Here is a 24,296-nt window from a genome sequence, read left to right as displayed (position 1 = left end):
ATAAAAATTAGAAAACAATTGCCTTTAAGAATGGCATATAGTATGATTAAATGGATTAAATTGAAAGGAAAAGTATTTGTTAGACATAACTGCTACGGTTTTTTTAACCCGTTTTTTAACCTCTTGGACCATCTTCTTTTTGTTAACAACAGAAAAAAATAGGCTGTTTAAGGTTTTGATTCTAACCTTAGTTGAAGCAATGCTTTATCTTTATTTGCATATTCCATTTGTTATTTTGGAGCCACTAATGATGCTCGTCTATCGGAGAAAAGCCTATCCAAACGATGGCATTTTTCATCTGATTTACTATATCTCATTTCCGATAGTTATCACCAGTTTATTTTCTAGTTTGATGATATTCTTTGTTTTCCCGTTTTTATTTGATATGACAACCTTAGCTGTCTGGAAAAGTCCGGAAATAGAATTGCTTTCTTATATAAGTGTTGTTCCGCTATTAACTTTTGTTGAAGAAGTTTTTGCAATCCAAACATTTCGATTCAAACATGATTATCTAAAAGTGATTTACAGACTATTAATCATTAGTGATATCTTCTTACTTATTTACCTGACTGGTTTTTATTATTTTGAAGTTAATAATAGTTCAGGGGGAGAATCAATATGGATATCAAAACTCTTAATTCTTTTTTTCATTTTTGTTTTCTTATTTCTATCTTCCTATATTAATCATTATGGTAAAGTTAGATCTGAACGCTACATCGAATTAGTTGAAGAACAGTATTTACTGGCCTTAGAGAATTATAATGTTTATATTGAAAACACCTATCAAACGATTCGTTCCTTTAAACATGACTATGAAAACTTGATGATTTCCTTAGCGGGGAGTTTAGAGCATAATGATCCAAGATTAATTCATCGAATTACTAGAGATATTTTAGCGAAAATGGGAAATGAAGCTGTTACCATTAATCAACTTTATGATGAAAAATTTCAAGAATTAATGGATAAAGATTTAGAGTTTTTTCTTTCTCAAAAATTTTATGAGCTAGAGAATAAAGGGGTTTTAACTTCTGTTCAAATTCTAAATCCAATAGATAACTTACATATCTTAACGATGGATTTCATTGTTCTTTTAACAGCAATTTTTAAATTTATTAATACTACTATCCCCAAAAATGAAAATGCAACAATGACATTTGTATTCAATAGTGATATGCATGGTACTGGTTTCCTAATTATTGAAAGCACCTATGATAAGTTTTTTAAAAGTATTAATAATTTACCTAAAGAATTGGTCGAACAAAATAATCTCATTTTTGATTATTTAACGGATAAGTATTCCAACATTTTTATCTATCGAAATCAAGGCGATTCAGTCTTTCAATATCGCATTAATATCACTAATCCTAAATCAGTGGAGTAGAAATGAGGGCTAATGGAAGAGATTTTTTATAGTGTGACTTTTTATTTTCTCCTTTATTTCAATTTATTGCTTATCTTTCAAGATATTTCAAAAGTGAAAGTACGAAAAATTGAATCCATTTTATTTATTTTTTTGAGTGGTTTATGTAGTTACTTTTTGGATAATTTTTCACTTATTATTGATCCCATATACCTATTAATTTTTTCTTTCGTAATAAGACCACAATTTTCTTGGTCGAAGCATATTTTTTATAGTTTTTTTGCTGTAACTAATATTGAACTTTCGTCTCGAATTATCTATTTTCTTTTCATTCCTGTTATTACAAATCAAACTTTAGATAAAATGACAAATCATCTATGGTATATTCACCTAGTTTATCTTTTGATTTTGCCTTATTACTTTTTTATTAAAGCAATGCTGCATATTGATTATGAAAAAATTCGTTTGGCTAATGACAAATCAGAGAATAGTTTGTTTAAACCTTTAAATATTTCAATGATTATTGTGTTTGTTTTAGTTCAAGGTTTGATTTTTATTGAAAATAATTTTAAATGGTTTGTTGCTTATGACCAAAACCTGAAGTATTATATTATTTTAGTCTATATGATTATCTTCTTGATTGGTATTAGAAGACTAAATGACCGGTCTTTGACTATTATTAATGAAGAGGTTCAGGCCAATCAAAGCCGTCACTTTAAACATTTGTCAGAATATAATGTCTATTTGGAAAAGCTATATCACGAAATTTCAAGCTTTAAAGATGATACGCGAACGTCTTTAGAAAGGTTTGAAAAGATTGCGCAGACGGAAGATTTAGATAAGATTAAAGCAGAATATAATACAATATTTACAAGTATCGATAACCCCTTCCGTGATCATCATTTTGATTTAGACCGGCTTGTCAATATTTCAATTCCAACGGTCAAGAGTTTTATGGCTGCAAAATTGTTCGAGGCTCAATCTGCAGGTGTTTCAGTATCAGTGGAAGTACCAGATGTTATTAGGAACATTCCAATGAAACTTATTGATTTTATCATTATCATATCTGTTTTCTTCGATAATGCCATTGATGCAGCTAAAGAATCAGATGTAAAAGAAATTTCGCTAGCATTCTTCTGCCAAAATGATACTATTATCTTCTTATTAGAAAACAGTAACAAGGTTGAGCGCATTAATATTAGTCAGGTTTTTCAAGAAGGTTATTCAACTAAAGGGGAAAACCGTGGCATTGGTCTTGCCAATGTCAAAAAAATCTTAGAGCAGTATCCCTACACAACAATTGTGACTAAAAGTGGTGATTACCATGTTTCACAACGACTAGAAATGATTTTTTCAGTAGATGTTTAATTACTAAATGTCTATCGAAAAATGTTTAAAGCACGTTTTTTAGGTGCTTTTAAAAAAAGAATAACTCTGTCTACATTTATATGATAGAATATATAAGTTACAGAAATTTTCAAGAAAGGAGAGCTTTATGTCAGTGACGTTTTTGATTGGGTTTCAACTGTCGGTCATTATTTTTTATTTTTCGGAAGTTAGTATTTTTACCTTCTTAACTGATATCAAGCTAGCTTTCTGGAAAAAACTTTTTATCATTTCAGCTTGTGTTTTCATGAATCAAATACCGAGTTTAGCACCATTAATAATCGATCCCATCTTTTTTTGGTTAATATTAATTATTAGAAAACATAAACCACTGAGTCTTAGAACGATTTATTTAGCCTTAGCTCCAAGTGTCTTTGTTGATTTGATCTCGCGTTTTTTGGAATCTTGTTTAATCCCCTATCTTTTACAATTAAATACAAGTATTAGTAACCATCTTTTAACAAGCATTCTTGCTTATTTACTCTTGTTTCCTTGTCTTAAAATCACGTCTTACTTGATTGGCAAAGATTATAAAAAGCTTTATGAAAATGAATCTTCAGAGCGCTCTAAACGATTTACGACAATTATGTTGTTTTTCATTGTTGCCTATTATATTGATGCTTTCTTTATTTTAGGCTTTGACGATCCTTTTCTATATTATTTAAAACCAATAGGAATCCCAAGGTCTTATCAGATTTTATACTTAATTTTTACAGGTCTGTTTTTAATTATAATTGCTTACTTTAATCGACAATCCAAACGTCATCTTGAAGATGACTTGAAACGAGAAAAAGAAGCCTACATCGAAAATTTACTTGATTATGGCAATAACCTTGGAAAGCTTTACGAAGATGTTAGACAATTTAAAAAATCGTATTTAAAAAAATTGGAAACAATCGGAGGGGCACTTGAAGAACAAGATATTCATAAAATTAAACATGTCTATCAAGCTACAGTAGGTGAAGCAAAAGACTACTGGGATGATAAACATTATACTATTTCAAAATTGTCAAAACTTGGAATGCCCTCTATCAAAAGTTTATTATCCGCTAAAATTATAAAAGCAGAAAAAGCAGGTTTAACTGTTCATTTAGAATTACCTGATACTATTAATGATACATACATTTCGCGCTTTGATCTTCTATTATTATTCTCTATTTTCTGTGATAACGCTATTGAATCTGCCGTTTTGTCGAAAGAAAAAGTGGTAAGTATTGCTTATTTCCTAGACCAAGATAATCAAATCATAACCATTTCAAATAGTACACAGGAAAAGCAAATTGATATCAATCGTATTTTTAAGGATGGTTTTTCTACAAAAGGGGGAGGACGAGGAGTTGGGCTAGCCAATGTCCTTTCAATTATCAAAAAGTATCCTAACATCTCTTTAAGTACCAAGAGTAAAAACTATGACTTCCAACAAACCTTAATAATCCATAAAGAAAGTGAGCAATAAATGTCAGATACCATTCATACAACATTATTTTGTTTGATTATTTTTATTGTTGATTGGTTTGTTTTTCAGAAATGTACCAATATTCGCTTGTCATTTAGTAAAATTGTGGGGATTTTTCTAATATTGTTTCTCACTAATCTTGTCACAACAGAGCTCATTATGGTCGATCCCATCCTTCTCATGCTTGTTAGTCGCTTTGCAATGCCTCAAAAAAGATGGTCGGAACATATTTTCTATGGCTTCTTCTCAATTATGCTAGTTGAAGTGGTCTTTCGAATGATTTCAGGGGTAATATTACCAATTATTACTGGTTATACTATCAACCAAATTGTTTCTAATATTTATCTCTTAGAGTTTTCTTACTTGCTAATCATCCCTGTGGCTTATGTCTTTAACTATACCTTTGGTTTTAACTTTAGTTTGATCCGTTTTATTTCTCACCAAAAATTGCAGTCTTGGTTGATTGGAATGAATTTTGCCATGATTACCTATTATCTGATTATTCATTTTTTCGCCCACTTAGAAAGTCCTTATCAGATTTATTTTAGGGAATATCGAACGCTCTTTATTTTTATCTATCTGGGAATGATGGTCACCGTAGTTTTTAAATTGGACCGCTTTGCGAAAGACCAATTGGAAAAAGAGGTTGCAGATGCTGAGTCAGCGAGAATTCATTATTTAGAGAATTATAACAATTATATTGAGCAGCTCTATCGAGACATTAGAACCATTAAACATGATTCTGAAAACATCTTAATCAGTCTTAAAGATAGTATAGACCGTGAGGACATGGCTGACATTACTTTTATCTACGAGTCAATCCTGCAAGAGTCTCAGAGACAAATGAAATCATTGGGACCAGATCTTAGTTCATTGAACAATGTCAAAGAATCAGTGGTCAAGTCTCTCTTGAATGTCAAAATTTTAGAAGCTAAGTTACAAAAAATTGATGTTTATGTTGAAGTTCCAGATCATATTAATAAAAATTATGTTGATATTTTAGATTTAGTGCCGTTACTATCGCATCTCTTTGACCACGCCATTATTACGGCTAAAGGTAGTCGTAATCCATTTATTTCTCTAGCTTTTTTTGAACAAGATGGAAAGCAGTTTTTTATCATGGAGAATAGCTCCAAAATGAAAAGAGTTGACATTGGACAGTTATTTGAAGACAATAGGAATGATGAAGTTAAGGTGGGGGAGAGTCACACACGTTTTTTAGAAATACTGTCTCGTTATCCTAAAGTTGTATTTTCAACAAAAAGTGATCACTACAGATTTAGGCAATTTTTAGAAATGGGGAATTAGAATGAATATTTTTATTTTAGAAGATGATTTTATTCAACAAGGACGGATTGAGACCGTTATTGATGAAATCTTAAAAGAACAGAAAATTACTAAATCTTATATGGAGGTTTTTTCAAGTCCTCAGAAATTACTTGATAGTATTAAAGAACGAGGTGAACATCAGCTTTTCTTCTTGGACATTGAAATCAAGAATGAAAGCAAAAGAGGGCTTGAATTAGCTGCAGATATCCGCAATCTAGATCCTAATGCAGTTATTGTTTTTGTGACAACTCATTCAGAATTTGCGCCAATCTCCTTTAAATATAAAGTTTCAGCACTTGATTTTATTGATAAGGCCGTTGATAATGTTCAATTTAAAGATCAAATTCAAGAATGCATTCTTTATACCTACCAAATGATGTCCAGTCATGAAACTGAAGAAATGTTCTTATTTGAAACGCCACAAACCAGACTTCGCTTACCTTATCGTGATATTCTATATTTTGCGACGTCGACAACACCACATAAGGTTTGTCTTTGGACACAAACAGAACGCTTAGAATTTTATGGAAATTTAGCTGAAATCCAAGATGCTGCTCCAAAACTTTTCTTATCCCATCGTTCCTTCTTAGTTAATTTAGAAAATGTTGTTCGAATTGATAAATCACACCAATTAGTCTATTTTGAGAATGGAGATTCTTGTATGGTTTCTCGATTAAAGATGAAATCATTAATAGAGAAATGGGAGTCAATCCACTAAATGATTAGAAATTTGACATTTTAGGACGGATTTTTGACATTTTAGGAAAAATATCACCATTATTTGTATTTTTATTTATAATAAGTTTATAGATAAAGACTTAAGTTATCTCTTAAAATAAGTTATTCCCCAATATATCAAAATATTGTTTTCTCTCTCTCTCCATAAAAAAACAAATAGTATTTTTGATTTAACTTGACTAAAAGCGATGACCAAAAAATTGTCTTTGTTTAGATATGAAACTGATTTTAATCAGTGAAAGCCTAGAGATATCTAGGTTTTTTGGCTCTTTGTCAACTGTAGTGGGTAGATGAAAAGCTAAGTTCTAGAGAGTATCAAATTGATACTCTCTTTTTTGAGGTTCAAAGCAATCAAAATACGTTTCTTAAAGTTTTCAAAGTTCCGAAATCCAAAAGCAGCTCTTTTAATATCTTTTATGAGTTTATTAGTAGCTTCTAGTTTGGCATTAGAAAAAGAAGTTTCGAGGGCATTAGTGATATACGTCTTATGTTTCATGAAGTTCTTAAAGACTGTTTTAAAGATTTTGTTTGTGGCTGTTAAGTTCTCTTCAATCAAACTAAAAAATGCATCAATTCTCTTCTCTTGAAAGTGAAAAAGTAATAATTGATAGAGATCATAGTAGTAACGAAGTTCCTCACAATGACTAAGAGCTTTATGAAGCACTTCCTTCGGAGTTACAGTTTGACCTAAGGTTCTGCAGTAAAAGGGTTTAACGGAGAGTTTACGGCTGTCTTTCTGAAAGAATCGCCAATGGAATTTCAAGAGACGGTAAGTCTGAGATTTAGTATCAAAAGATTTCATGAAAAGAGAATTAATCAGAAAAAATAGCAAATAGAGAAAATTCTGTCATTTTATCAAAAAAGACATAAATGGATTAGAAAATTAAAAACCAATGGCTAAAATAACATTTTAGGATAAATATGCAACATTTCAGGACATATATAAAAAAATCTGTTTTTATCAGCTATAATTATATTTGTAAAATAAAGACGGAAACTTGAGACAAGTACTAGAGTTCATTCCCCAATTTTATCAAAATATTGTTTCTCTCTCTCTCACCTAAATAACAAATTTTGAAGAACTTCTAGGAAACAGGTCCAAAAACAATTGTCTTTGTTTGGATATGATATACATAAAAAAACCGGTCTCTCACCGGTTTTTTTGTATTCTCCAGGATTTTATCGATACATGCCCTTTCCTTGACTTAACAAGGAGCGATTAGGTCATGACTTGTAAGCAGAAAAAGTGGCTAGAAACCAAGATTTGAATAGGTTTAGGGCTTGTGGTATAATGTAACTAATTTAGATTAATGGAGTTAGATTTTGAAGAAATCCTATCGGGTAAAGCGTGAAAAAGATTTTCAAGCCATTTTTGATGCCGGGAAAAGTACGGCTAATCGAAAATTTGTCATACATTTTTTAGAAAAAGACCAAGCTCATTTTAGGGTAGGCATATCTGTGAGCAAACGTCTTGGCAATGCCGTGACAAGAAACGCAGTCAAACGAAAAATCAGACACGTCCTAATGGAATTTGGAGAACATCTCAAAAGTGATGATTTTGTCGTCATTGCCAGAAAAGGTGTCGAAGAATTGGATTACCAACAAGTGAGACAGAACTTAAAACATGTCTTAAAGCTGGCAAAATTGCTCGAGGAAGGTTTTGAAAGTGAAAAAGAAAATTAAAATTGTAGGATTACTACCAATAGTCATCCTTCTTGCTGCTTGTGGAAGAGGTCAAGTATCCGCAAATTCTGCAAATGGATGGGATCAATTGGTTTATTTTTTTGCCAAGTCTATTCAGTGGTTGTCCTTTAATGGATCAATTGGGGTCGGGATTATCCTTTTTACCCTCTTAATCCGTATCTTGTTAATGCCACTATTTAATATTCAAATTAAATCAAGTCAAAAAATGCAAGATTTACAACCTGAATTAAAGAAAATTCAGGCTAAATACCCAGAAAAAGATTCCGTTAGTCGTATGGCCTTAGCAGACGAGACACAGGCTTTATATAAGGAAAATGGCGTCAACCCATACGCCAGCATGTTGCCTTTGTTTATTCAAATGCCAATCATGATTGCACTTTTCCAAGCACTAACCCGCGTGCCGTTCTTGAAGACAGGAACCTTTTTGTGGACGGAGTTGGCTCAACATGATCAGCTCTTCATTTTACCAATTCTAGCAGCTATTTTTACTTTTTTATCATCATGGTTAACCAATATGGCTGCCAAGGAAAAAAATATGGTAATGACCATTATGACCTACACCATGCCATTAATGATCTTTTTTATGGGATTCAGACTGGCAAGTGGGGTAGTTTTATACTGGGTTGTCTCAAATGCTTTCCAAGTCTTCCAGTTGTTGTTATTGAATAACCCATTCAAAATAGTAGCTGAAAGAAATCGTCAAGCACAAGAAGAAAGAGAGCGTCGTGCCAGAGAAAGACGTGCTCGCAAAAAAGCATTAAAACAAAGAAAGTAAAGTAGGAGTAATCTTATGGCCTTATATACAGGTAAAACAGTAGAAGAAGCAATTGAAGCAGGATTGCAAGACTTACACATTTCGCGCTTAAAAGCCCATATTCGTGTTATTTCAAAAGAGAAAAAAGGTTTTTTAGGCTTTGGGAAAAAGCTAGCGCAAGTAGATATCGAAGGTATTAATGAAGATACCGTTTATCAAGCAGACAAAGAAGCTATCAAAGGGGTTCCCGACGACATTAACCGTCAAAATGCACCCCTTGTCAAACCACAAGGATTTGTGAACCTGGAGAATCAACCGGAAGCCTCAGACTCAGACAGTTCTGAGATCGAAACAGTAACTACAGACGAGCAAGACATTCCAGTTGATAAAGCTAATGCTGAAAAAACAGATTCAGTAGAAGAAGCTCCTCAAGAAGTAGAGCTTAAGGAAGATTTTAGCCAAGAAGCTTCAGACATGCAATTGGCGGACCAAGAAGCTAGTGATAACCAAGCCCAAGCAGAAAATCAAGTTGCCCCGTCTGAAATCTCAGATCAAAAAGCTGAAGATGATTCTTTTGAAGCTTTCATTGCCAGCGAATTTCCAGAAGATGCCATCAGCAAAGATATTGAAAAAGCAACCGATGAAGTGGCTGATTATGTAACAAAAATCATCTATGAAATGGATATTGAAGCGACAATTGACAAGAGCCATAATCGTCGCCAAATTAACCTACAGATTGATACCCAGGAAGCTGGGCGTGTTATCGGCTACCATGGTAAAGTTCTTAAATCCTTGCAGCTGTTAGCTCAAAACTTCTTACACGATCGTTATTCAAAAAACTTTTCTGTAACCCTTAATGTTCATGATTACGTTGAGCACCGCACAGAAACCTTGATTGATTTCACTCAAAAAGTCGCTAACCGTGTTCTGGATAGTGGTGATAACTACACCATGGATCCAATGAGCAACAGTGAACGTAAAATTGTTCATAAAACCATTGCTGGCATTGAAGGTGTTGAATCTTATTCAGAAGGAAACGACCCTAACCGTTATGTTGTCGTAAGTTTACAAGCTTAATAAATAAGAAAAACTGCTAAGCCTAATGCTTTAGCAGTTTTTTTGAATTTCTTGTCTTACCCATTCCTGACAGTCCATAAAAGATTCCATAATATCGGGAATCTTACCAGTCTTGAAATAACTTTCTAGTCGTCGGTTTTGGTTGATCCAACCGGCCAGGTCTCTTTCTAGGTTGGGGAAGTGGCTTGGGGATTTTTCAGTGAAAGTAACCAGAGTTTTACCCTTTTCTTCCCTAAAAGCGAAGCTATTGACCGCACCAAACCAGTCAAAACTAAAGAGTTGGTTTTTGATTTCTTGTTGAATAGCCAAGCATTCCTTAAAGTCTGGCATATTAAAAACGAGTTCTTGCTCTTGCCGAGACAGTTGGGGAAACCAAAGGGCCAAGCCTTTAGAGCTAGTTAGCAAGTGCCAAAGCTGATTTGGACCTGAAGAAATCGTGTAGGTCAGCTGTAAAAGGTAATGATCGTGAGATTTTGTCAATTCTTTTTCCATAAGTCAAGTATAGCATAGAACCACTTAGGACCCGAAATAGATCACTTGACGAAAAAGTGGTCTTTTTGTCTGCTTGCTTTGCTACTCTATAGTCATGGAGGAAGTAACAATGACAACTTTAATTGAAGCAAAAAATGTAAGTAAGAAGTACGGAAACAAACAAGTTCTAAATCAACTCAATTTGACAATTGAAAAAGGGAGTTTAGTGGCTTATCTGGGAACCAATGGGGCTGGCAAGTCAACGACCATTAAAATCTTAACAGGTTTATTAAAGGCTAGTTCAGGAACTGTGATTAAGGATAAAGATATTAAAATTGGTATGGTCTTTCAAGATTCGATTTTAGATGGTGACCTCAAAGTTATTGACAATCTCAAGAACCGTTTCAAATTGTATAAAGACCAAGATAAAGAGTGGTTTAACAAGATGATTGATTTAACAGGTATCGATCAGATTTTGAATCAAAAATACAAAACCTTATCTGGTGGGCAAAGACGGCGCGTGGATATTGCTCGAGCTTTGATTCATAAACCGAATATCCTCTTTTTAGACGAACCAACAACGGGTTTAGATATTCAAAGTCGAGAAAGTCTTTGGCATTTATTTAGAAAACTGCAAAAAGAAGAACAGTTAACACTCTTTTTAACGACACATTATCTAGAGGAAGCTGAAAATGCAGAGATGACCTATGTCATTGATAAGGGGAATATTTTAGCTATGGGCTCAAGTCAGGAATTAATTGAAAAGTATGCCAAAAGTCATTTGCACTTAAGTTTTGAAAAGCCTCAAGCGGATCCCGACAATAGTGTTCAAGTGGTTGAAGATTTGGACCTTGAAGGTTTAGATGCCAGAGAAACGTTAGCCGTTCTCAATCACTATCAAGCTCAAATTAAGGATTTTGACTACCAAAAAGGGAACATCAATGATGCTTTCCTTGCGATAACAGGAAAGGAAATGGAATCATGATTGCAACTATTGAACGTCATTTAAAATTGTACTTTAATCAAAAAGCTGGGGTTTTCTTTTCCTTGCTTGGTGCTTTAATTGCTTTTATTTTATACCTTGTTTTTTTACAACATAATTTGGAAATATCCTGGAAAGAAAGCTTGCCCCACCCAACAAAATATTTAGATTTATGGGTTATGGGAGGTGTCTTGGCTGTCACTGCTATTACGACCTCTTGGGCAGCGCTATCGCGCATCGTGACGGATAAGGAAGAATCCATTTGGGATGATTTTCTCTTAACCGATGTCAGTCCAGTAAGCTTAAATCTTGGCTATTTTTTAAGTGGCACCATCATTTCCTTTATCATGCAGCTCGTCGTTCTTTCAATTATGGCCCTTTATTTCCAGATACAAGATCAGGTTATTTTTGATACTTCCTTGTTGCCACAACTAGCTTTAGTTGCTTTCTTGGGAGCTTTACAATCCTCCTTATTTGCGACAATTGTTTTACAGTTTATTGGAACAAAAGAAGTGGAGAGCCGCGTGTCAACTATTATTGGGACTGCCTCCGGTTTCTTAGTTGGTGTTTATATGCCCATTGGTGTTTTACCAGACGCAGCTCAAACTCTTGTTAAATTAACCCCTGGTGCCTATATTGCTTCCCTTTACCGGCAAATTTTACTGAAGTCTTCTCTTGCTGATTTAGGCAAAGGTCAAGCTTATTTTAAAGAATTTATGGGAATTGGCATAAAATTAAAGACTTTATCCAACCTAAATCAAGATTATCAACTTGTACTTCTGACAATTGGGATTTTATTAGTAATCATGGTTTTAGTGGTTTTCTTCAAGAGTCGTCAAAAATAAATGCTACTAGAGACCAGAGAAATCTTTTGCCACTTACCTCTTAAATTGGACCTCTTGGCGAATTCTTGTACTCTGAGCATCCATTTTTTGGTATCATATGGGTAAGAAATAAGCGAAGGGGTTTGTCGATGAAATGGCTATTTAAAGAAAACAAAGAGCAGAACGATTTGGTTTTGACCATTGAGAAAGCACAATATGATAAACAAGTTTCGGATCTGGTAGACTATTTAGAAGCTTTTCAGGCTATGAAAACGGATGTGATTGCCGTTAAATCAGATGACCATATTTACCTGCTGAAGACGGATGATATCATTGCTATTGAAGTTGATGGTGATTATTTGGTGATAATGACTAAAGAAAAAACGTTTCGCATGCGGGAACGCCTTTATAAAATGAAGGATCGATTGCCAAGTGATTATTTTGTCCAAGTTTCCAAACAAAGTTTGATTAATCTAGACCATTTGCAAATGATGGAGGCTTCTTTTTCAGGTAACATGCTAGCTATTTTAACTAATAAGACAAAGGTTATTATTAGTCGTCGCTATTTGAAGAATTTAGAAGAAAAACTAGGACTGTGAGGGTGAGATCATGAAAAAATTAATCAATATGTATATCTACGGTATTGGGATAGGGGGCATTATTTATAGTTTTTGTTTGCTTGCTGGGGATGTTGAAACACAGACCTTATCCAATATTATTTCCTGTTTATCTTTTAGCGGTTTTATGGGACTTGCCAGCCTCTATTATGATATCGAGAAATGGTCCTTCTTGAAACAAAGTTTCTGCCATTTCTTGACGATTGCTTTTATTGTTTTTGGGATGAATACCTATAATCATTGGCTGTCACCCAGAGAATATTTAGGATTTTTCCTTGAATTTTCACTTATTTATATTGTTGTTTGGCTATGTATTTACTTTTTGAATTACCGTAGTAGTCAAGAAATTAACAAAAAGTTGCGAGAAAGAAATAAATAATCGGTCATAATAGAATCTGAAACAAATGGGAAATATACCTTGACAAGGCAGTCAATATATAATAGAATATTAAGGTATGTTTAGTAACTGATATCACAATAGCCGGCTAAACGAATACGAAAATCTATGAGGAGGTATTCACTGTGAAACGTACTTATCAACCAAGTAAAATCCGTCGTCAACGTAAACACGGATTCCGTCACCGTATGTCAACAAAAAACGGACGTCGCGTGCTAGCTAGCCGTCGTCGTAAAGGGCGTAAAGTATTATCTGCATAATTGCGAATACAAAATAAAATCAAACCAAGAGTGCTCGAGACTCTTGGTTTTTTTGTGCTCTGAAAATAGTTTCAGAATTTGAGAAAAAAGACCTGATTTTGAAAGTATTATCTAAAGGTCTATAAACTATTGAAAACGCTTTATTTATTGTTATAATGAGGATTGTGAACGTTCTCTTTAATACATTACCCAAAGGAGCAATCAAATGCCTGATAGAATCAGCAAAGAAACTTTTTTAACAAACATTAAAGATGGCATAATTGTCTCTTGTCAAGCCTTGCCAGGGGAGCCATTATATTCTCCTGAAGGTGGCGTTATGCCTTTGATGGCAAAAGCTGCTGAAGAGGCAGGAGCTGTTGGTATTCGAGCAAATTCTGTTCGTGATATCAAAGAAATTCAAGCGGTGACTGATTTGCCTATTATTGGTATCATCAAAAAGGATTATCCACCTCAGGAGCCTTTTATTACAGCTACAATGGCTGAAGTTGATCAACTGGCAGAACTAGGCATTGCTGTTATAGCATTAGACTGCACAAAACGTCAACGTTATGATAGTCGACCAATAGAGGATTTTATTAGGGAAATCAAAAGGAAATATCCGAATCAGCTCTTTATGGCAGACATTAGTACGTTTGAAGAGGGGTTTAAAGCTTTTGAAGCAGGAATTGATTTTGTAGGAACCACCCTCTCTGGATATACTTCCTATAGCCGTCAACAAGAGGGGCCAGATATGACTTTAATAGCGGAGCTTTGCCAAGAAGGTATACCAGTTATCGCAGAAGGAAGGATTCATACTCCAGAACAAGCGCGCCAAATCAATGAATTGGGTGTTGCGGGTATCGTCATTGGTGGTGCTATAACAAGACCAAAGGAAATAGCTGCGAGATTTATAAAGGCTTTGAAAGACTAAGGATATGTGAGGTGAATGGCTTTGAGTTTAGAAAAAAATAGGATACGAAAGAACACGAGTCAAACGGCAGGCTATCTATTTATAGCTCCACAAATGCTCTTAATGCTTATTTTTATTGTCTATCCGGTCATTAAAGGATTCAAGATGAGCCTCTATAAGGTTTACGGCATGGATTCTTACTTTGTAGGGCTAGATAATTTTAAAGCATTATTTGAAGATGCGGTTTTTGTCAAATCCATTCTGAATACGGTCTTTTTTGTAGTCGCCATTGTGTTATTAACCATTATATTTGCTCTTTTTGTCTCAACGACAGTTTATGATAAAAATACAAGATACGTCTCTTTTATCAGGGGTTCATACTATCTTCCTGTTATGGTTTCAATGGTTGTTATGAGTATTGTTTGGAATTTTTTACTAAATCCATCGAATGGTTTGGTCAGTTATGTCTTTCAACAAATGGGATCCGGTCATGTCAATCTCTTAGGTAATCCTAAAACAGTTATGCCAATTATTGTCTTTGTGACCTTTGTAGGAAATGTGGGACAAGCTATTATTCTTTATTTAGCGACCATGATTGGGATTTCACCGGATTATTTTGAGGCTGCTCAATTAGATGGGGCAACCAGATGGCAACGTATTCGCCATATTATTATTCCTTTAGTTCGTCCGACAACAGCCTACCTCATTGTTATCAATATTATTGCTGTATTAAAAATATTTGTCGTTATTCAGCTGTTAACAGGTGGTGGTCCAAATAATGCTTCTGTGACAATGATGTATTACCTCTATCAAAATGCATTTGTTTACAATAACACAGGGGCTGCTTCAGCAATTGGTGTTCTGATGTTTATGATTGCACTCATACTGAGTGTGCCACAATTAAGAAGCTTTGTAAAAACAGATCGTTAGGAGAAGATATGCTTGAAAAACTAAAAAAGATGGAAAAATTTGATCTCATCACAAATGTTATAGTCTTAGTTTTGGCCTTATTTTTCCTATTTCCATTATTTTGGTTAGTGACTAATACCTTTAAAACCTCAGCAGAAATTTACAAAATGCCACCCGATATTCTCCCTCAAAAATGGTACATGGGAAATTTGGGGGAACTATTTGCCGGGCAACCAACACTAAAATGGGTCCTGAATAGTTTTATCGTTTCTTTTTTAACAGCTTTATTGAGTGTCTTCATTTCAGCTTTAGCAGCCTATGGCTTTTCAAAATTATCATTTAAAGGTAGAACAGTTCTCTTTTTAACGGTTATTGCCTCTATCATGATACCTAAAGAAACTTTCATTGTGCCATTATTTGATATTATTGAAAATTTGAATTGGATTGATACCTACCAATCCATGATCATTCCCAATCTAGCAACAGGTTTTGGAACATTTATGCTTTATTCTTATTTTAAAGTTATTCCAGAATCTATCCGTGAATCTGCGAAGATTGATGGTGCTAGTGAATGGACTGTTTTTTCAAAGCTCATGTTACCAATTGTAAAACCTGGTATAGGAGCTCTATTTATTCTAAACTTTGTAACTGCTTGGAATGATTATTTGTGGCAGTTATTGATGGCAAGAAGTAAAGAAATGAAAACACTAACCATTGGGGTGGCTAGCTTACAGCAAGATATCAATCCCAATATTGGTTTAAAAGTAGCGGGTGCGGCTATTGCTGCCTTGCCAATGATCATTATCTTCTTTATGTTCCAACGATTCTTTGTAAAAGGCGCTACAAATGGTGCTATCAAAGAATAAGTCACTTTGTTTATTTTAAAATTATATAGTTGAAAGGAATGTCAAAATGTCAAAAAAAATCTTAAAATTAGCTACACTAGCTATCTTGCCCTTTGTAGGACTTACAGCATGTTCTTCCAAAAAAGAATCAGCTAAAAGTGATAAAAATCAAAATCAAATTGAAGTATGGTTAACACCACAATGGAAAGGAACATACAGCGGGACAGAGGAAGGTGCTGATTATGATTCTTTCTTTAAAACGGCAGCAAGCATGTATGAAAAGGAACATCCAGGAAAAAAAATTAGTGTTCAGGTTATCCCAGGCGAGGAAAGAGATAGCAAGTTAAGTGTTGCCACACAAACGAAAACTCTTCCAGATGTTTTCTTCGAATCTACTTTTGCTATTAGCAATTACGCTCATCAAGGTCTATTAGCACCTTTAGATAACATTATTGACTCAAAAAGCAAATCAGATATTTCTTCATCTGTTTGGGAGAATGTTTCTATTAACAAAAAAACCTATTTTTACCCATTTGCGCAAAATCCAGGCATGCTAGTCTATAATGCTGAAATGTTTGAAAAAGCGGGTCTTCAAAAGTATATTGCTGATAAAGAAAAAATTGCAGATTGGACAGTAGATGATTTTAAAACAATTTTAACCGGCTTAAAAGCTAGCAATGAGAACGTTTCTCCGCTTGGATTTTATGCTAAAAATAATCAGGCTGATACCTGGACAATGATGTACCTTAGAATGTTTGGCTCATCTTTCTTTGGTAAAGATGGAAAATTAACTGTTAATGATAAAAAAGGTGTCGAAGCACTAGATTTTATTAAAGAGCTTAATGATAAAAAAATGATTACCTCAGGAGCAGAATCATTGACAAGTAATGATGTTAATGCCATGTTCCAAAATCAACAAGTAGCTATTAGTTTTACCAATTCCGTTGTTTATAAAGGCATGCAAGATAGCATGAATAATGGAACTTTAACTAAATTTGATGCCCGTTTAGCAAATGTTCCAAATGTAGAAGATCCAAAATCATTCACCTATGTTTTAGGTTCTGCTGTATTTAATACTAACGGTGACAAACGTATGAAGTTGGCTAAGGATTTTGTGAAATATTATTCTGAAAACGAAGAATTAATCAAAGCTAGTATGAACTTCATGCCAGTACGTAAATCATTGGTTGACAAAGAAAAAGCAAACAATCCATTGCTTGAAACCTATATCAACAATGATAAACATGTGATTAACTTTTCAAATAATACTCCGGGTTATGTTGAAATCAGAAATGCTTTATTCCCAGAAATTCAAGCAGCTTTAACAGGGGAAAAATCTTCTAAAGATGCCTTAGATGCATTTGTTAAAAATGGAAATAAAGCAATTGAAGAAGGTCAAAAACATTCCAAAGCACTTAAATAAACACTTCAAAAAGGAGATAACATGATTTTTGATGCAATCAGCCAACTGTCAAACTATCGCTATTTACATCCAAGACTTGCTGAGGCCATTGATTATATTTTGAACAATGACCTTCAGAGTCTACCTTTTGGTCAAAGTGTTATCAAGGATCAAGAGCTCTTTTTGAATTATACTAACAGCGTTTTTGAAGAAAAAACTTCGAGTACTTACGAATATCATAAAGATTATGCTGATATTCATATCATTTTGGAGGGCTCGGAAAAGATTTTTTATGGTGATGAAAAGGGAAATGATATCAAACCATATGATAGTGACAATGATTTTGCCTTGGCTCAATCCCAAGTCATTGCAGATCTTCTCTTGAGACCAGGGTATTTCATTGTCTTTTTCCCTGAAGAAAAACACCAACCTGGCGGACAAGTGCTAAAAGATGAACAGGTTAAAAAAGTTGTCTTCAAAGTTCGGATGACTGACGGTAAAGAAACAAATGAGAATAGGAAGAGATAATCATGACACATTTAGAGAAATATAAAGGCATTATCCCAGCATTTTATGCTTGCTATGATGAGAAGGGAGAAATTAGCCCTGAAAGAGTACAGGCCTTGACACATTATTATATGGATAAAGGCGTTCAAGGTTTATACTTAAACGGCTCTTCAGGAGAATGTATTTATCAAAGTGTGGCAGATCGCATCTTAGTTCTAGAAAATGTGATGTCGGTAGCTAAAGGAAAGTTAACCATCATAAACCATGTGGCTTGTAACAATACTAAAGATAGTATTCTTCTAGCCCAACACTCAGAGGAAATGGGTGTAGATGCCATAGCAGCTATTCCGCCAATTTATTTTCGACTCCCTGATTACGCAGTAGCCGACTATTGGCAGACCATTTCAGCTTCTGCGCCAGATACTGATTTCATTATTTACAATATTCCTCAATTAGCTGGAACTGAACTCAATGCAAGTTTGTATCAGGAAATGCTCAAAAACGAACGAGTTATTGGTGTTAAAAATTCTTCCATGCCAGTACAAGATATTCAACAATTTTGTTCTATTGGAGGAGAAAATCATATTGTCTTTAATGGCCCTGATGAACAGTTTTTAGCAGGTCGCCTAATGGGAGCTGAGGCTGGAATTGGTGGAACATACGGAGCCATGCCAGAACTTTTCTTGAAGTTAAATCAACTCATTTCTGAGAAAGATTTGCAAAAAGCTAAACAATTGCAATATGCTATTAACGATATCATTACAGTCTTGGTGTCTGCTCATGGGCATATGTATGCAGTCATAAAAGAGGTTCTTCGTATCAATGACTCCTTAGATATTGGAGGTGTTCGTTCTCCTTTAAGCAATTTGAGAGATGAGGACAAAGCTATTTGTCTTCAAGCGGCGAAACTGATTCAGCAAACAAAGGAAACATTTTGTTAACGACAGGAGGAAGTGATATGACTTATTATCTCTCTATTGATATTGGTGGAACAGCTATAAAGTATGGTTTATTAACGGAAACTGGTACCTTTATTGAAAAGCATGAAATGGCTACAGAAGCTTATAAAGGTGGACCTGCAATTCTTGAAAAAGTGAAAGACTTGATCAAGCAATATCAGGAAAAAAATCCACTTTCAGGAGTAGCCATTTCTTCAGCGGGAATGGTCGACCCGGATAAGGGAGAAATTTTTTATTCAGGTCCCCAAATTCCCAATTATGCTGGAACATCCTTTAAAAGTGAGATTGAAGATTATTTCCACATTCCTTGTGAAATTGAAAATGATGTTAATTGCGCTGGTTTAGCGGAAGCAATTTCTGGAAATGCAAAAGATAGTAAAGTGGCTTTATGTTTGACAATTGGTACAGGGATAGGGGGATGTTTGCTACTCGATAAACACATTTTCTCTGGTGTTGGCAATTCGGCCTGTGAAGTCGGCTATATGCATCTTGGAAAAGGTTCTTTCCAAGATTTGGCTTCTACAACGGCCTTAATAAAAGATGTGGCTAAAAGAAAAAATGAGTCTGAAGAAAGTTGGAATGGACGACGTATTTTTGAAGAGGCTAAAAAAGGAGATCAGCACTGTATTGCGGCAATTCAGCAAATGGTAGATTTTCTTGGTCAAGGGCTTGCTAATATGGCTTATGTCACTAATCCAGATCTTATTGTTTTAGGTGGAGGCATTATGGCTCAAGAGGATTACCTAGCACCATTGATAAAAAAAGCTCTTAAAAAGTATCTTGTTTCAAGCCTATTCGAGGTTTTAGACGTACGTTTTGCTCAACATAAGAATGATGCTGGTATGCTAGGGGCCTATTACCATTTTTGTCAAAAACAAAAGGAGAGAACTTTGGCATGATTGAAACGTTAGCAAAAAAAGACTTACAGGCATACAGGGGGAAAAGGGAAGTTCCAGAAGATTTTAACGATTTTTGGAATTCCAATCTTCAAAAGATTAAAGAATCTATTCCTTATCAATTGAAAGAAAAAGATTTTGGCTTATCTTTTGTCAATTGTTTTGAACTGACATTTGAAGCTAGTGGAAAAGGTACTGTTTATTCAAAATGCCTATTTCCTAATGTCAATGAACCTGTTCCAGTCATTTTTGTCTTTCATGGCTACCAAGGACAAAGTCCAGATTGGACAGAAAATCTCAAATATATTGCAGCAGGTTATGCTGTCGTATGCATGGATGTTCCTGGCCAAGCAGGTCACTCAGTCGATTCTGGTCAATATAAAGGGATTACCGTCAAAGGTCAGGTCATTAGGGGAGTTAGTGAAGGACGAGAACACTTATTCTATAAACATGTGTATTTAGACATTTACCGTCTGATATCAATTGTTTCTTCTTTATCAATGGTTGATGAAGATATGCTTTATAGTTTAGGAGCTTCACAAGGTGGTGCCCTTGCTTTAGTAGCGGCAGCCCTTCATCCCTCTATCAAAAAGACAGTAACGGTTTATCCTTTTCTATCTGACTTTGAAAGAGTTCTTGAACTTGGTAATCATTCAGAAGCTTATGATGAATTATTTAGATATTTTAAATTTACAGATCCGTTTCACCTAACGGAGGAAAAAATCTTTCAGATCTTATCCTATATTGATGTCAAAAATATGGCACAACGGATTAAAAATCCCGTGTTAATGGTAACTGGAATGGATGATGATGTTTGTCCTCCGTCAACGCAATACGCAATATTTAACAGATTAGAAGGCCAAAAACATCATTATGTTTTACCTGAGTACGGTCATGAGGCCTTAAATGTTGGTGTCAATGATTTGATTTATGATTTTTTAATTGGTTCTACAATCATGTCATCCGAAAAAGAATCCTAATGCCTTAGGATTCTTTTCTTAATTTATAATCGTATCTTTAAAAATTTCTTCTTTTTTCGCTTTGTCAATAGCTAAGACATAGGCGTAAATGATATCCATCATGATGAGCAGGGGGAATTGTGGCGAAATGCGGTTTCCGTAATTGAGTTTATGGGTAGAAGCCACTTTGATGACTTCGATTTCTTTGGGGAAAGCAGGTTTAGGATGTGTTGTGAGTAAAATACTTGGAGCTCCCTTTTGACTAGCTTTCTCTAGGGCCGAGATAACAGATTGCGTTTTACCTGAAAGTGAAAAAGCGATAACCAGACATTTTTCATTGACTAAACTATTGGCCCATGTAAATCCGTCGGTGTCAGAATAAGCATCGCAGATGAGACCAAGTCTCATAAAACGAAGTTTCATTTCTTGAGCAACCAATGCAGAGCTTCCTTTGCCATAGAAATAGATCCGTTCCGATTGATCAATTTTTTGAGCTAAAGCTTGCAACTTAGCCTCATCAATGAGATCGTATGTTTTATCAATCAGGGAATCGTAATCAAATAAAACCCGTTTTGTCCGTTCTAAGGTAAAGTTTTGACCGTTTGACTCATTTTTTTGTACACTTTTACTGTACTCAAAGGAAAAGGCACGGTAACCTGAAAAGCCACATTTTTTTGCAAAGCGTGTTAAAGCGGCGTTTGAAATATGTAGACGTGAGATGATTTTGGCAGATGCTAAATCATCATCTTTCAAATCTGATTCGATAAAAAAACGCGCAATTTCTTTTTCTAAAGGTGTCATTTGTTCAATGGCTTCCTCAATTTTGCTCATGAAATGATGTTTATGCCGCATAATCTTTTCCTCCTGTAAGCCCTATCAATCAGTATAGCATATTGTTAAGGAGATGATAAGCTTATACTTGTAACAGATGGCGAAGGAGGGAGGGGAACTGGCATAATGAGGCTATTAGGATTGTCATTATGATTTCTGTTAGTAAAGAATATTTGAAAAATGCGGAATTTAAAAAACTTTTTTCAGTCATTCGTTATGTGAGTCAATCCCAAGAACGGATCGACCAGATTTGTCAAAGTCATCATGCCCTAGAGATTTTACACCTCTTATCATTTTATGAATAAAGGTATCCAATTAAGGATTCCTTTTTATGGTATAATAGGGAGAATTGGAACACTAATGAGTCAATCAAAAGCATGATTAAAGGAAGACAAATGATCCCTATTTTTGACACACATACCCACTTAAATGTAGATAATTTCAAAGGAAAAATAGAAGAAGAACTTGCTCTCTCTAAGGAAATGGGAGTTGGTTACCACAATGTTGTTGGTTTTGATCAAGAAACCATTGATGAGGCTCTTTTATTAGCTAATAACTATCCTGACATCTATGCCACCATCGGTTGGCATCCAACAGAAGCCGGATCCTATAACCAAGACGTTGAGGAGATGCTTGTCTCACACTTAAAGGACCCTAAAGTGATTGCCCTAGGGGAAATTGGTTTGGACTATCATTGGATGGAAGATCCAAAAGAAGTACAGATTGAGGTTTTTAAAAAGCAGATTCAGCTGTCTAAAGATTACGATTTACCTTTTGTGGTCCATACCCGCGATGCTCTGGACGACACTTATCAAGTTATCAAAGAAGCCGGTGTAGGCCCTCGTGGGGGAATCATGCATTCTTACTCGGGTTCCTTAGAAATGGCTAACAAATTCATTGAGCTAGGCATGACCATTTCTTTCTCAGGAGTCGTCACTTTCAAAAAAGCACTAGACATTCAGGAAGCAGCTCAGCAATTACCCCTAGACAAAATTTTGGTAGAGACCGATGCCCCTTACTTAGCACCTGTTCCTAAGCGTGGTCGGGAGAATCGCACAGCCTATACCCGATATGTGGTTGATAAGATTGCGGAATTGCGGGGTATTTCAGTTGAGGAAGTGGCTGCGGCAACGACAGAAAATGCGAAAAGGATTTTTAGAATTGAGAGATAGAATTAAAATTCAGGAAGTGGTTGTGGTCGAGGGTAAGGATGATACGGCAAATCTAAGGCGTTTTTATGATGTCGATACCTACGAAACGCAGGGTTCAGCGATCAATGAGGAAGATTTAGAACGGATCCAAAGGCTCCAAGACTTGCGTGGTGTTATTGTCTTTACGGATCCAGATTACAATGGCGAACGGATTCGAAAAATCATCATGCAAGCTGTACCGACTGTCCGCCATGCCTTTTTGAACCGTGACGAGGCTGTACCAGGATCCAAGTCCAAAGGCCGCTCCTTGGGCGTTGAACATGCCTCTTTTGATGACTTGCAAAAAGCCTTATCAAAAGTAACCCAGGCTTTTGATGATGATAACCAATTTGATATCACAAGTGCCGATTTAATGAGACTGGGTTTAACCCTAGGTCAAGAAAGTCGACAAAGACGGGAATATTTGGGGGATCAACTCCGCATTGGCTACTGTAATGGCAAACAACTTTTGAAACGATTAGATCTTTTTGGCATTACTTTAGCCCAAGTTGAAGAAGCCATGGCTGATTACAATAATTAAAAAAAACTCACAAGGTTGGCTTGTGAGTTTTCTAGTGGTAATTTAGCATTTGGACAAAATGAACCCTATCTAATATTAGATATAAAAATTATGCTACAATAGAGAAAAGAAAAAAGTAGGAATATAAATTAAATGAGAATTGCTGATTACAGTGTGACTAGAGCTATCCTTGAACGCCATGGTTTCACTTTTAAAAAATCCTTTGGTCAAAACTTTTTGACGGATACCAATATCTTGCAAAAGATTGTAGATACGGCAAAGATTGACAAGCATGTTAATGTTATTGAAATTGGACCTGGTATTGGAGCGCTAACTGAGTTTCTAGCTGAGAATGCAGCAGAAGTTATGGCTTTTGAAATCGATGATCGTTTGGTGCCAATTTTAGCGGATACCTTAAGAGATTTTGATAATGTGCAAGTCATCAATCAAGATATTTTGAAGGCTGACTTACAAACACAAATTAAGGCTTTTAAAAATCCAGAACTACCTATTAAAGTTGTTGCGAACCTACCTTATTACATCACGACCCCGATCCTCATGCACTTGATTGAAAGCAAAATTCCTTTCCAAGAGTTTGTGGTTATGATGCAAAGAGAAGTGGCCGATCGCATATCTGCTGAACCTAACACCAAGGCTTATGGTAGCTTATCAATTGCCGTTCAATATTATATGGCTGCAAAAGTTGCCTTTATTGTTCCAAGAACAGTCTTTGTTCCAGCACCAAATGTGGATTCGGCGATCTTGAAAATGGAACGCCGTGTTGAACCCTTAATTAAGGTTCAAGATGAGGATTTCTTCTTCCGAGTAGCTAAAATGGGCTTTGTCCATCGTCGTAAGACTCTTTGGAACAATTTAACCAGTCACTTTGGTAAAACTGAAGAAGTCAAAGCAAAATTGGAAAAGGCTTTGGAGTTAGCCGATATTAAAGCAAGCGTTCGTGGTGAAGCCCTAACGATACCTGAATTTGGGAAATTAGCTGACGCTTTAAAAGAAGTTGGATTTTAACGATTAAA

27 protein-coding genes and 1 pseudogene are annotated in these 24,296 nt (G+C 35.1%); 25 read left to right on the top strand and 3 right to left on the bottom strand.

Features of this window, described 5'->3' with window-relative positions; translation table 11 throughout:
- Positions 1 to 76: 76 nt before the first annotated feature.
- The 5 genes from A9Q68_RS07330 (at position 77) to A9Q68_RS07310 (ending at position 6,249) form a co-directional block, all read left to right on the top strand.
- Positions 77 to 1,381, top strand: coding sequence for a hypothetical protein (locus A9Q68_RS07330; RefSeq protein WP_071794033.1), 1,305 nt, complete (start codon positions 77 to 79; stop codon positions 1,379 to 1,381).
- Between the two features lie 342 nt (positions 1,382 to 1,723).
- The gene (locus tag A9Q68_RS07325; RefSeq protein ID WP_165605229.1) at positions 1,724 to 2,728 is read left to right on the top strand and encodes a GHKL domain-containing protein; all 1,005 of its coding nucleotides are present in this window, start codon (positions 1,724 to 1,726) and stop codon (positions 2,726 to 2,728) included.
- 127 nt (positions 2,729 to 2,855) lie between these two features.
- Complete coding sequence (locus A9Q68_RS07320) at positions 2,856 to 4,202, top strand: GHKL domain-containing protein (RefSeq protein ID WP_071794031.1); 1,347 nt, start codon at positions 2,856 to 2,858, stop codon at positions 4,200 to 4,202.
- Positions 4,203 to 5,510 carry a sensor histidine kinase gene (locus A9Q68_RS07315; RefSeq protein WP_071794030.1) on the top strand — a complete coding sequence of 436 codons (1,308 nt, stop codon included), beginning with the start codon at positions 4,203 to 4,205 and terminating at the stop codon, positions 5,508 to 5,510.
- 1 nt (position 5,511) lies between these two features.
- Positions 5,512 to 6,249, top strand: a complete 738-nt coding sequence (locus A9Q68_RS07310) for a response regulator transcription factor (protein ID WP_071794029.1) — start codon at positions 5,512 to 5,514, stop codon at positions 6,247 to 6,249.
- A 318-nt stretch (positions 6,250 to 6,567) separates the two neighbouring features.
- Here A9Q68_RS07310 and A9Q68_RS07300 read toward each other — a convergent pair.
- Positions 6,568 to 7,071 (bottom strand): annotated as a pseudogene (locus A9Q68_RS07300) (transposase); the annotation flags it as partial.
- A gap of 521 nt (positions 7,072 to 7,592) precedes the next feature.
- Here A9Q68_RS07300 and rnpA point away from each other — a divergent pair.
- Genes rnpA through A9Q68_RS07285 form a run of 3 tightly spaced genes read left to right on the top strand, consistent with a single transcriptional unit; the run spans position 7,593 to position 9,804 of the window.
- Complete coding sequence (gene rnpA, locus A9Q68_RS07295; RefSeq protein WP_071794027.1) at positions 7,593 to 7,952, top strand: ribonuclease P protein component; 360 nt, start codon at positions 7,593 to 7,595, stop codon at positions 7,950 to 7,952.
- Entirely contained in the window at positions 7,936 to 8,748 is an 813-nt protein-coding gene (locus A9Q68_RS07290; RefSeq protein ID WP_071794026.1) for a YidC/Oxa1 family membrane protein insertase, read from the top strand. Before rnpA ends, A9Q68_RS07290 begins: the two co-directional genes overlap by 17 nt.
- 51 nt (positions 8,749 to 8,799) lie before the next feature.
- Complete coding sequence (locus A9Q68_RS07285; protein ID WP_420806786.1) at positions 8,800 to 9,804, top strand: Jag family protein; 1,005 nt, start codon at positions 8,800 to 8,802, stop codon at positions 9,802 to 9,804.
- A 30-nt stretch (positions 9,805 to 9,834) separates the two neighbouring features.
- Here the strand turns inward: A9Q68_RS07285 and A9Q68_RS07280 are convergent, their stop codons facing one another.
- The gene (locus tag A9Q68_RS07280) at positions 9,835 to 10,284 is read right to left on the bottom strand and encodes an SRPBCC family protein (RefSeq protein WP_131814172.1); all 450 of its coding nucleotides are present in this window, start codon (positions 10,282 to 10,284) and stop codon (positions 9,835 to 9,837) included.
- Positions 10,285 to 10,405: 121 nt separating this feature from the next.
- On the opposite strand from A9Q68_RS07280, the gene A9Q68_RS07275 reads away from it, so the two are divergent.
- From A9Q68_RS07275 to A9Q68_RS07215, 13 genes are all read left to right on the top strand, one after another.
- On the top strand, positions 10,406 to 11,260 hold the full coding sequence (locus tag A9Q68_RS07275; protein ID WP_071794023.1) for an ABC transporter ATP-binding protein: 855 nt from the start codon (positions 10,406 to 10,408) through the stop codon (positions 11,258 to 11,260).
- Positions 11,257 to 12,102 (top strand): ABC transporter permease, encoded by an 846-nt coding sequence (locus A9Q68_RS07270; protein ID WP_071794022.1) that lies wholly within the window; start codon positions 11,257 to 11,259, stop codon positions 12,100 to 12,102. The genes A9Q68_RS07275 and A9Q68_RS07270 overlap by 4 nt, the downstream gene beginning before the upstream one ends.
- Before the next feature lie 128 nt (positions 12,103 to 12,230).
- Positions 12,231 to 12,680, top strand: coding sequence for a LytTR family DNA-binding domain-containing protein (locus A9Q68_RS07265; RefSeq protein WP_071794021.1), 450 nt, complete (start codon positions 12,231 to 12,233; stop codon positions 12,678 to 12,680).
- A 10-nt stretch (positions 12,681 to 12,690) separates the two neighbouring features.
- On the top strand, positions 12,691 to 13,077 hold the full coding sequence (locus A9Q68_RS07260) for a DUF3021 domain-containing protein (protein ID WP_071794020.1): 387 nt from the start codon (positions 12,691 to 12,693) through the stop codon (positions 13,075 to 13,077).
- A 143-nt stretch (positions 13,078 to 13,220) separates the two neighbouring features.
- On the top strand, positions 13,221 to 13,355 hold the full coding sequence (rpmH, locus tag A9Q68_RS07255; protein ID WP_000831903.1) for a 50S ribosomal protein L34: 135 nt from the start codon (positions 13,221 to 13,223) through the stop codon (positions 13,353 to 13,355).
- Between the two features lie 205 nt (positions 13,356 to 13,560).
- On the top strand, positions 13,561 to 14,265 hold the full coding sequence (locus tag A9Q68_RS07250) for an N-acetylmannosamine-6-phosphate 2-epimerase (RefSeq protein ID WP_071794019.1): 705 nt from the start codon (positions 13,561 to 13,563) through the stop codon (positions 14,263 to 14,265).
- 15 nt (positions 14,266 to 14,280) lie between these two features.
- Positions 14,281 to 15,174, top strand: coding sequence for a carbohydrate ABC transporter permease (locus tag A9Q68_RS07245; protein WP_071794018.1), 894 nt, complete (start codon positions 14,281 to 14,283; stop codon positions 15,172 to 15,174).
- Positions 15,175 to 15,182: 8 nt separating this feature from the next.
- Positions 15,183 to 16,019 carry a carbohydrate ABC transporter permease gene (locus tag A9Q68_RS07240; RefSeq protein ID WP_015911954.1) on the top strand — a complete coding sequence of 279 codons (837 nt, stop codon included), beginning with the start codon at positions 15,183 to 15,185 and terminating at the stop codon, positions 16,017 to 16,019.
- 46 nt (positions 16,020 to 16,065) lie between these two features.
- Positions 16,066 to 17,421 carry an ABC transporter substrate-binding protein gene (locus A9Q68_RS07235; RefSeq protein WP_071794017.1) on the top strand — a complete coding sequence of 452 codons (1,356 nt, stop codon included), beginning with the start codon at positions 16,066 to 16,068 and terminating at the stop codon, positions 17,419 to 17,421.
- Between the two features lie 21 nt (positions 17,422 to 17,442).
- Positions 17,443 to 17,928 (top strand): NanQ anomerase/TabA/YiaL family protein, encoded by a 486-nt coding sequence (locus A9Q68_RS07230; RefSeq protein WP_071794016.1) that lies wholly within the window; start codon positions 17,443 to 17,445, stop codon positions 17,926 to 17,928.
- 2 nt (positions 17,929 to 17,930) lie between these two features.
- Entirely contained in the window at positions 17,931 to 18,848 is a 918-nt protein-coding gene (locus tag A9Q68_RS07225) for a dihydrodipicolinate synthase family protein (protein WP_071794015.1), read from the top strand.
- Positions 18,849 to 18,865: 17 nt separating this feature from the next.
- Positions 18,866 to 19,765: an ROK family protein gene (locus tag A9Q68_RS07220; RefSeq protein WP_071794239.1), complete on the top strand. Its 900-nt coding sequence runs from the start codon at positions 18,866 to 18,868 to the stop codon at positions 19,763 to 19,765.
- Positions 19,762 to 20,742 carry an alpha/beta fold hydrolase gene (locus A9Q68_RS07215; protein WP_071794014.1) on the top strand — a complete coding sequence of 327 codons (981 nt, stop codon included), beginning with the start codon at positions 19,762 to 19,764 and terminating at the stop codon, positions 20,740 to 20,742. The genes A9Q68_RS07220 and A9Q68_RS07215 overlap by 4 nt, the downstream gene beginning before the upstream one ends.
- Positions 20,743 to 20,760: 18 nt before the next feature.
- Here the strand turns inward: A9Q68_RS07215 and A9Q68_RS07210 are convergent, their stop codons facing one another.
- Positions 20,761 to 21,573 (bottom strand): MurR/RpiR family transcriptional regulator, encoded by an 813-nt coding sequence (locus A9Q68_RS07210; RefSeq protein ID WP_071794013.1) that lies wholly within the window; start codon positions 21,571 to 21,573, stop codon positions 20,761 to 20,763.
- Positions 21,574 to 21,701: 128 nt separating this feature from the next.
- Between A9Q68_RS07210 and A9Q68_RS10780 the strand changes: the two genes are divergently transcribed.
- The 4 genes from A9Q68_RS10780 (at position 21,702) to rsmA (ending at position 24,288) form a co-directional block, all read left to right on the top strand.
- Complete coding sequence (locus A9Q68_RS10780; protein ID WP_165605228.1) at positions 21,702 to 21,857, top strand: hypothetical protein; 156 nt, start codon at positions 21,702 to 21,704, stop codon at positions 21,855 to 21,857.
- Positions 21,858 to 21,947: 90 nt separating this feature from the next.
- A complete protein-coding gene (locus A9Q68_RS07205; protein WP_071794012.1) occupies positions 21,948 to 22,724 on the top strand; it encodes a TatD family hydrolase in 777 nt (258 codons plus the stop codon).
- Complete coding sequence (gene rnmV, locus A9Q68_RS07200) at positions 22,693 to 23,283, top strand: ribonuclease M5 (RefSeq protein ID WP_071794011.1); 591 nt, start codon at positions 22,693 to 22,695, stop codon at positions 23,281 to 23,283. The genes A9Q68_RS07205 and rnmV overlap by 32 nt, the downstream gene beginning before the upstream one ends.
- Before the next feature lie 132 nt (positions 23,284 to 23,415).
- Positions 23,416 to 24,288 carry a 16S rRNA (adenine(1518)-N(6)/adenine(1519)-N(6))-dimethyltransferase RsmA gene (gene rsmA / locus A9Q68_RS07195; RefSeq protein WP_071794010.1) on the top strand — a complete coding sequence of 291 codons (873 nt, stop codon included), beginning with the start codon at positions 23,416 to 23,418 and terminating at the stop codon, positions 24,286 to 24,288.
- Positions 24,289 to 24,296: the final 8 nt, after the last annotated feature.

This window comes from Streptococcus bovimastitidis (assembly GCF_001885095.1).
Classification (GTDB): domain Bacteria; phylum Bacillota; class Bacilli; order Lactobacillales; family Streptococcaceae; genus Streptococcus; species Streptococcus bovimastitidis.
This window is presented reverse-complemented; position numbering and strand designations above follow the sequence as displayed.

What these genes read in the sequence shown, in the direction of transcription:
- A9Q68_RS07320 (WP_071794031.1), top strand. Translation starts at nt 2,856, where the DNA reads ATGTCAGTGACGTTTTTGATTGGGTTTCAACTGTCGGTCATTATTTTT.
- A9Q68_RS07205 (WP_071794012.1), top strand. Translation starts at nt 21,948, where the DNA reads ATGATCCCTATTTTTGACACACATACCCACTTAAATGTAGATAATTTC.
- A9Q68_RS07275 (WP_071794023.1), top strand. Translation starts at nt 10,406, where the DNA reads ATGACAACTTTAATTGAAGCAAAAAATGTAAGTAAGAAGTACGGAAAC.
- A9Q68_RS07225 (WP_071794015.1), top strand. Translation starts at nt 17,931, where the DNA reads ATGACACATTTAGAGAAATATAAAGGCATTATCCCAGCATTTTATGCT.
- A9Q68_RS10780 (WP_165605228.1), top strand. Translation starts at nt 21,702, where the DNA reads ATGATTTCTGTTAGTAAAGAATATTTGAAAAATGCGGAATTTAAAAAA.
- A9Q68_RS07240 (WP_015911954.1), top strand. Translation starts at nt 15,183, where the DNA reads ATGCTTGAAAAACTAAAAAAGATGGAAAAATTTGATCTCATCACAAAT.
- A9Q68_RS07260 (WP_071794020.1), top strand. Translation starts at nt 12,691, where the DNA reads ATGAAAAAATTAATCAATATGTATATCTACGGTATTGGGATAGGGGGC.
- A9Q68_RS07315 (WP_071794030.1), top strand. Translation starts at nt 4,203, where the DNA reads ATGTCAGATACCATTCATACAACATTATTTTGTTTGATTATTTTTATT.
- A9Q68_RS07210 (WP_071794013.1), bottom strand. Translation starts at nt 21,573, where the DNA reads ATGCGGCATAAACATCATTTCATGAGCAAAATTGAGGAAGCCATTGAA.
- A9Q68_RS07245 (WP_071794018.1), top strand. Translation starts at nt 14,281, where the DNA reads ATGGCTTTGAGTTTAGAAAAAAATAGGATACGAAAGAACACGAGTCAA.
- A9Q68_RS07230 (WP_071794016.1), top strand. Translation starts at nt 17,443, where the DNA reads ATGATTTTTGATGCAATCAGCCAACTGTCAAACTATCGCTATTTACAT.
- A9Q68_RS07310 (WP_071794029.1), top strand. Translation starts at nt 5,512, where the DNA reads ATGAATATTTTTATTTTAGAAGATGATTTTATTCAACAAGGACGGATT.
- A9Q68_RS07270 (WP_071794022.1), top strand. Translation starts at nt 11,257, where the DNA reads ATGATTGCAACTATTGAACGTCATTTAAAATTGTACTTTAATCAAAAA.
- A9Q68_RS07325 (WP_165605229.1), top strand. Translation starts at nt 1,724, where the DNA reads ATGACAAATCATCTATGGTATATTCACCTAGTTTATCTTTTGATTTTG.
- A9Q68_RS07235 (WP_071794017.1), top strand. Translation starts at nt 16,066, where the DNA reads ATGTCAAAAAAAATCTTAAAATTAGCTACACTAGCTATCTTGCCCTTT.
- rnmV (WP_071794011.1), top strand. Translation starts at nt 22,693, where the DNA reads ATGCGAAAAGGATTTTTAGAATTGAGAGATAGAATTAAAATTCAGGAA.
- A9Q68_RS07265 (WP_071794021.1), top strand. Translation starts at nt 12,231, where the DNA reads ATGAAATGGCTATTTAAAGAAAACAAAGAGCAGAACGATTTGGTTTTG.
- rsmA (WP_071794010.1), top strand. Translation starts at nt 23,416, where the DNA reads ATGAGAATTGCTGATTACAGTGTGACTAGAGCTATCCTTGAACGCCAT.
- A9Q68_RS07220 (WP_071794239.1), top strand. Translation starts at nt 18,866, where the DNA reads ATGACTTATTATCTCTCTATTGATATTGGTGGAACAGCTATAAAGTAT.
- A9Q68_RS07215 (WP_071794014.1), top strand. Translation starts at nt 19,762, where the DNA reads ATGATTGAAACGTTAGCAAAAAAAGACTTACAGGCATACAGGGGGAAA.
- A9Q68_RS07250 (WP_071794019.1), top strand. Translation starts at nt 13,561, where the DNA reads ATGCCTGATAGAATCAGCAAAGAAACTTTTTTAACAAACATTAAAGAT.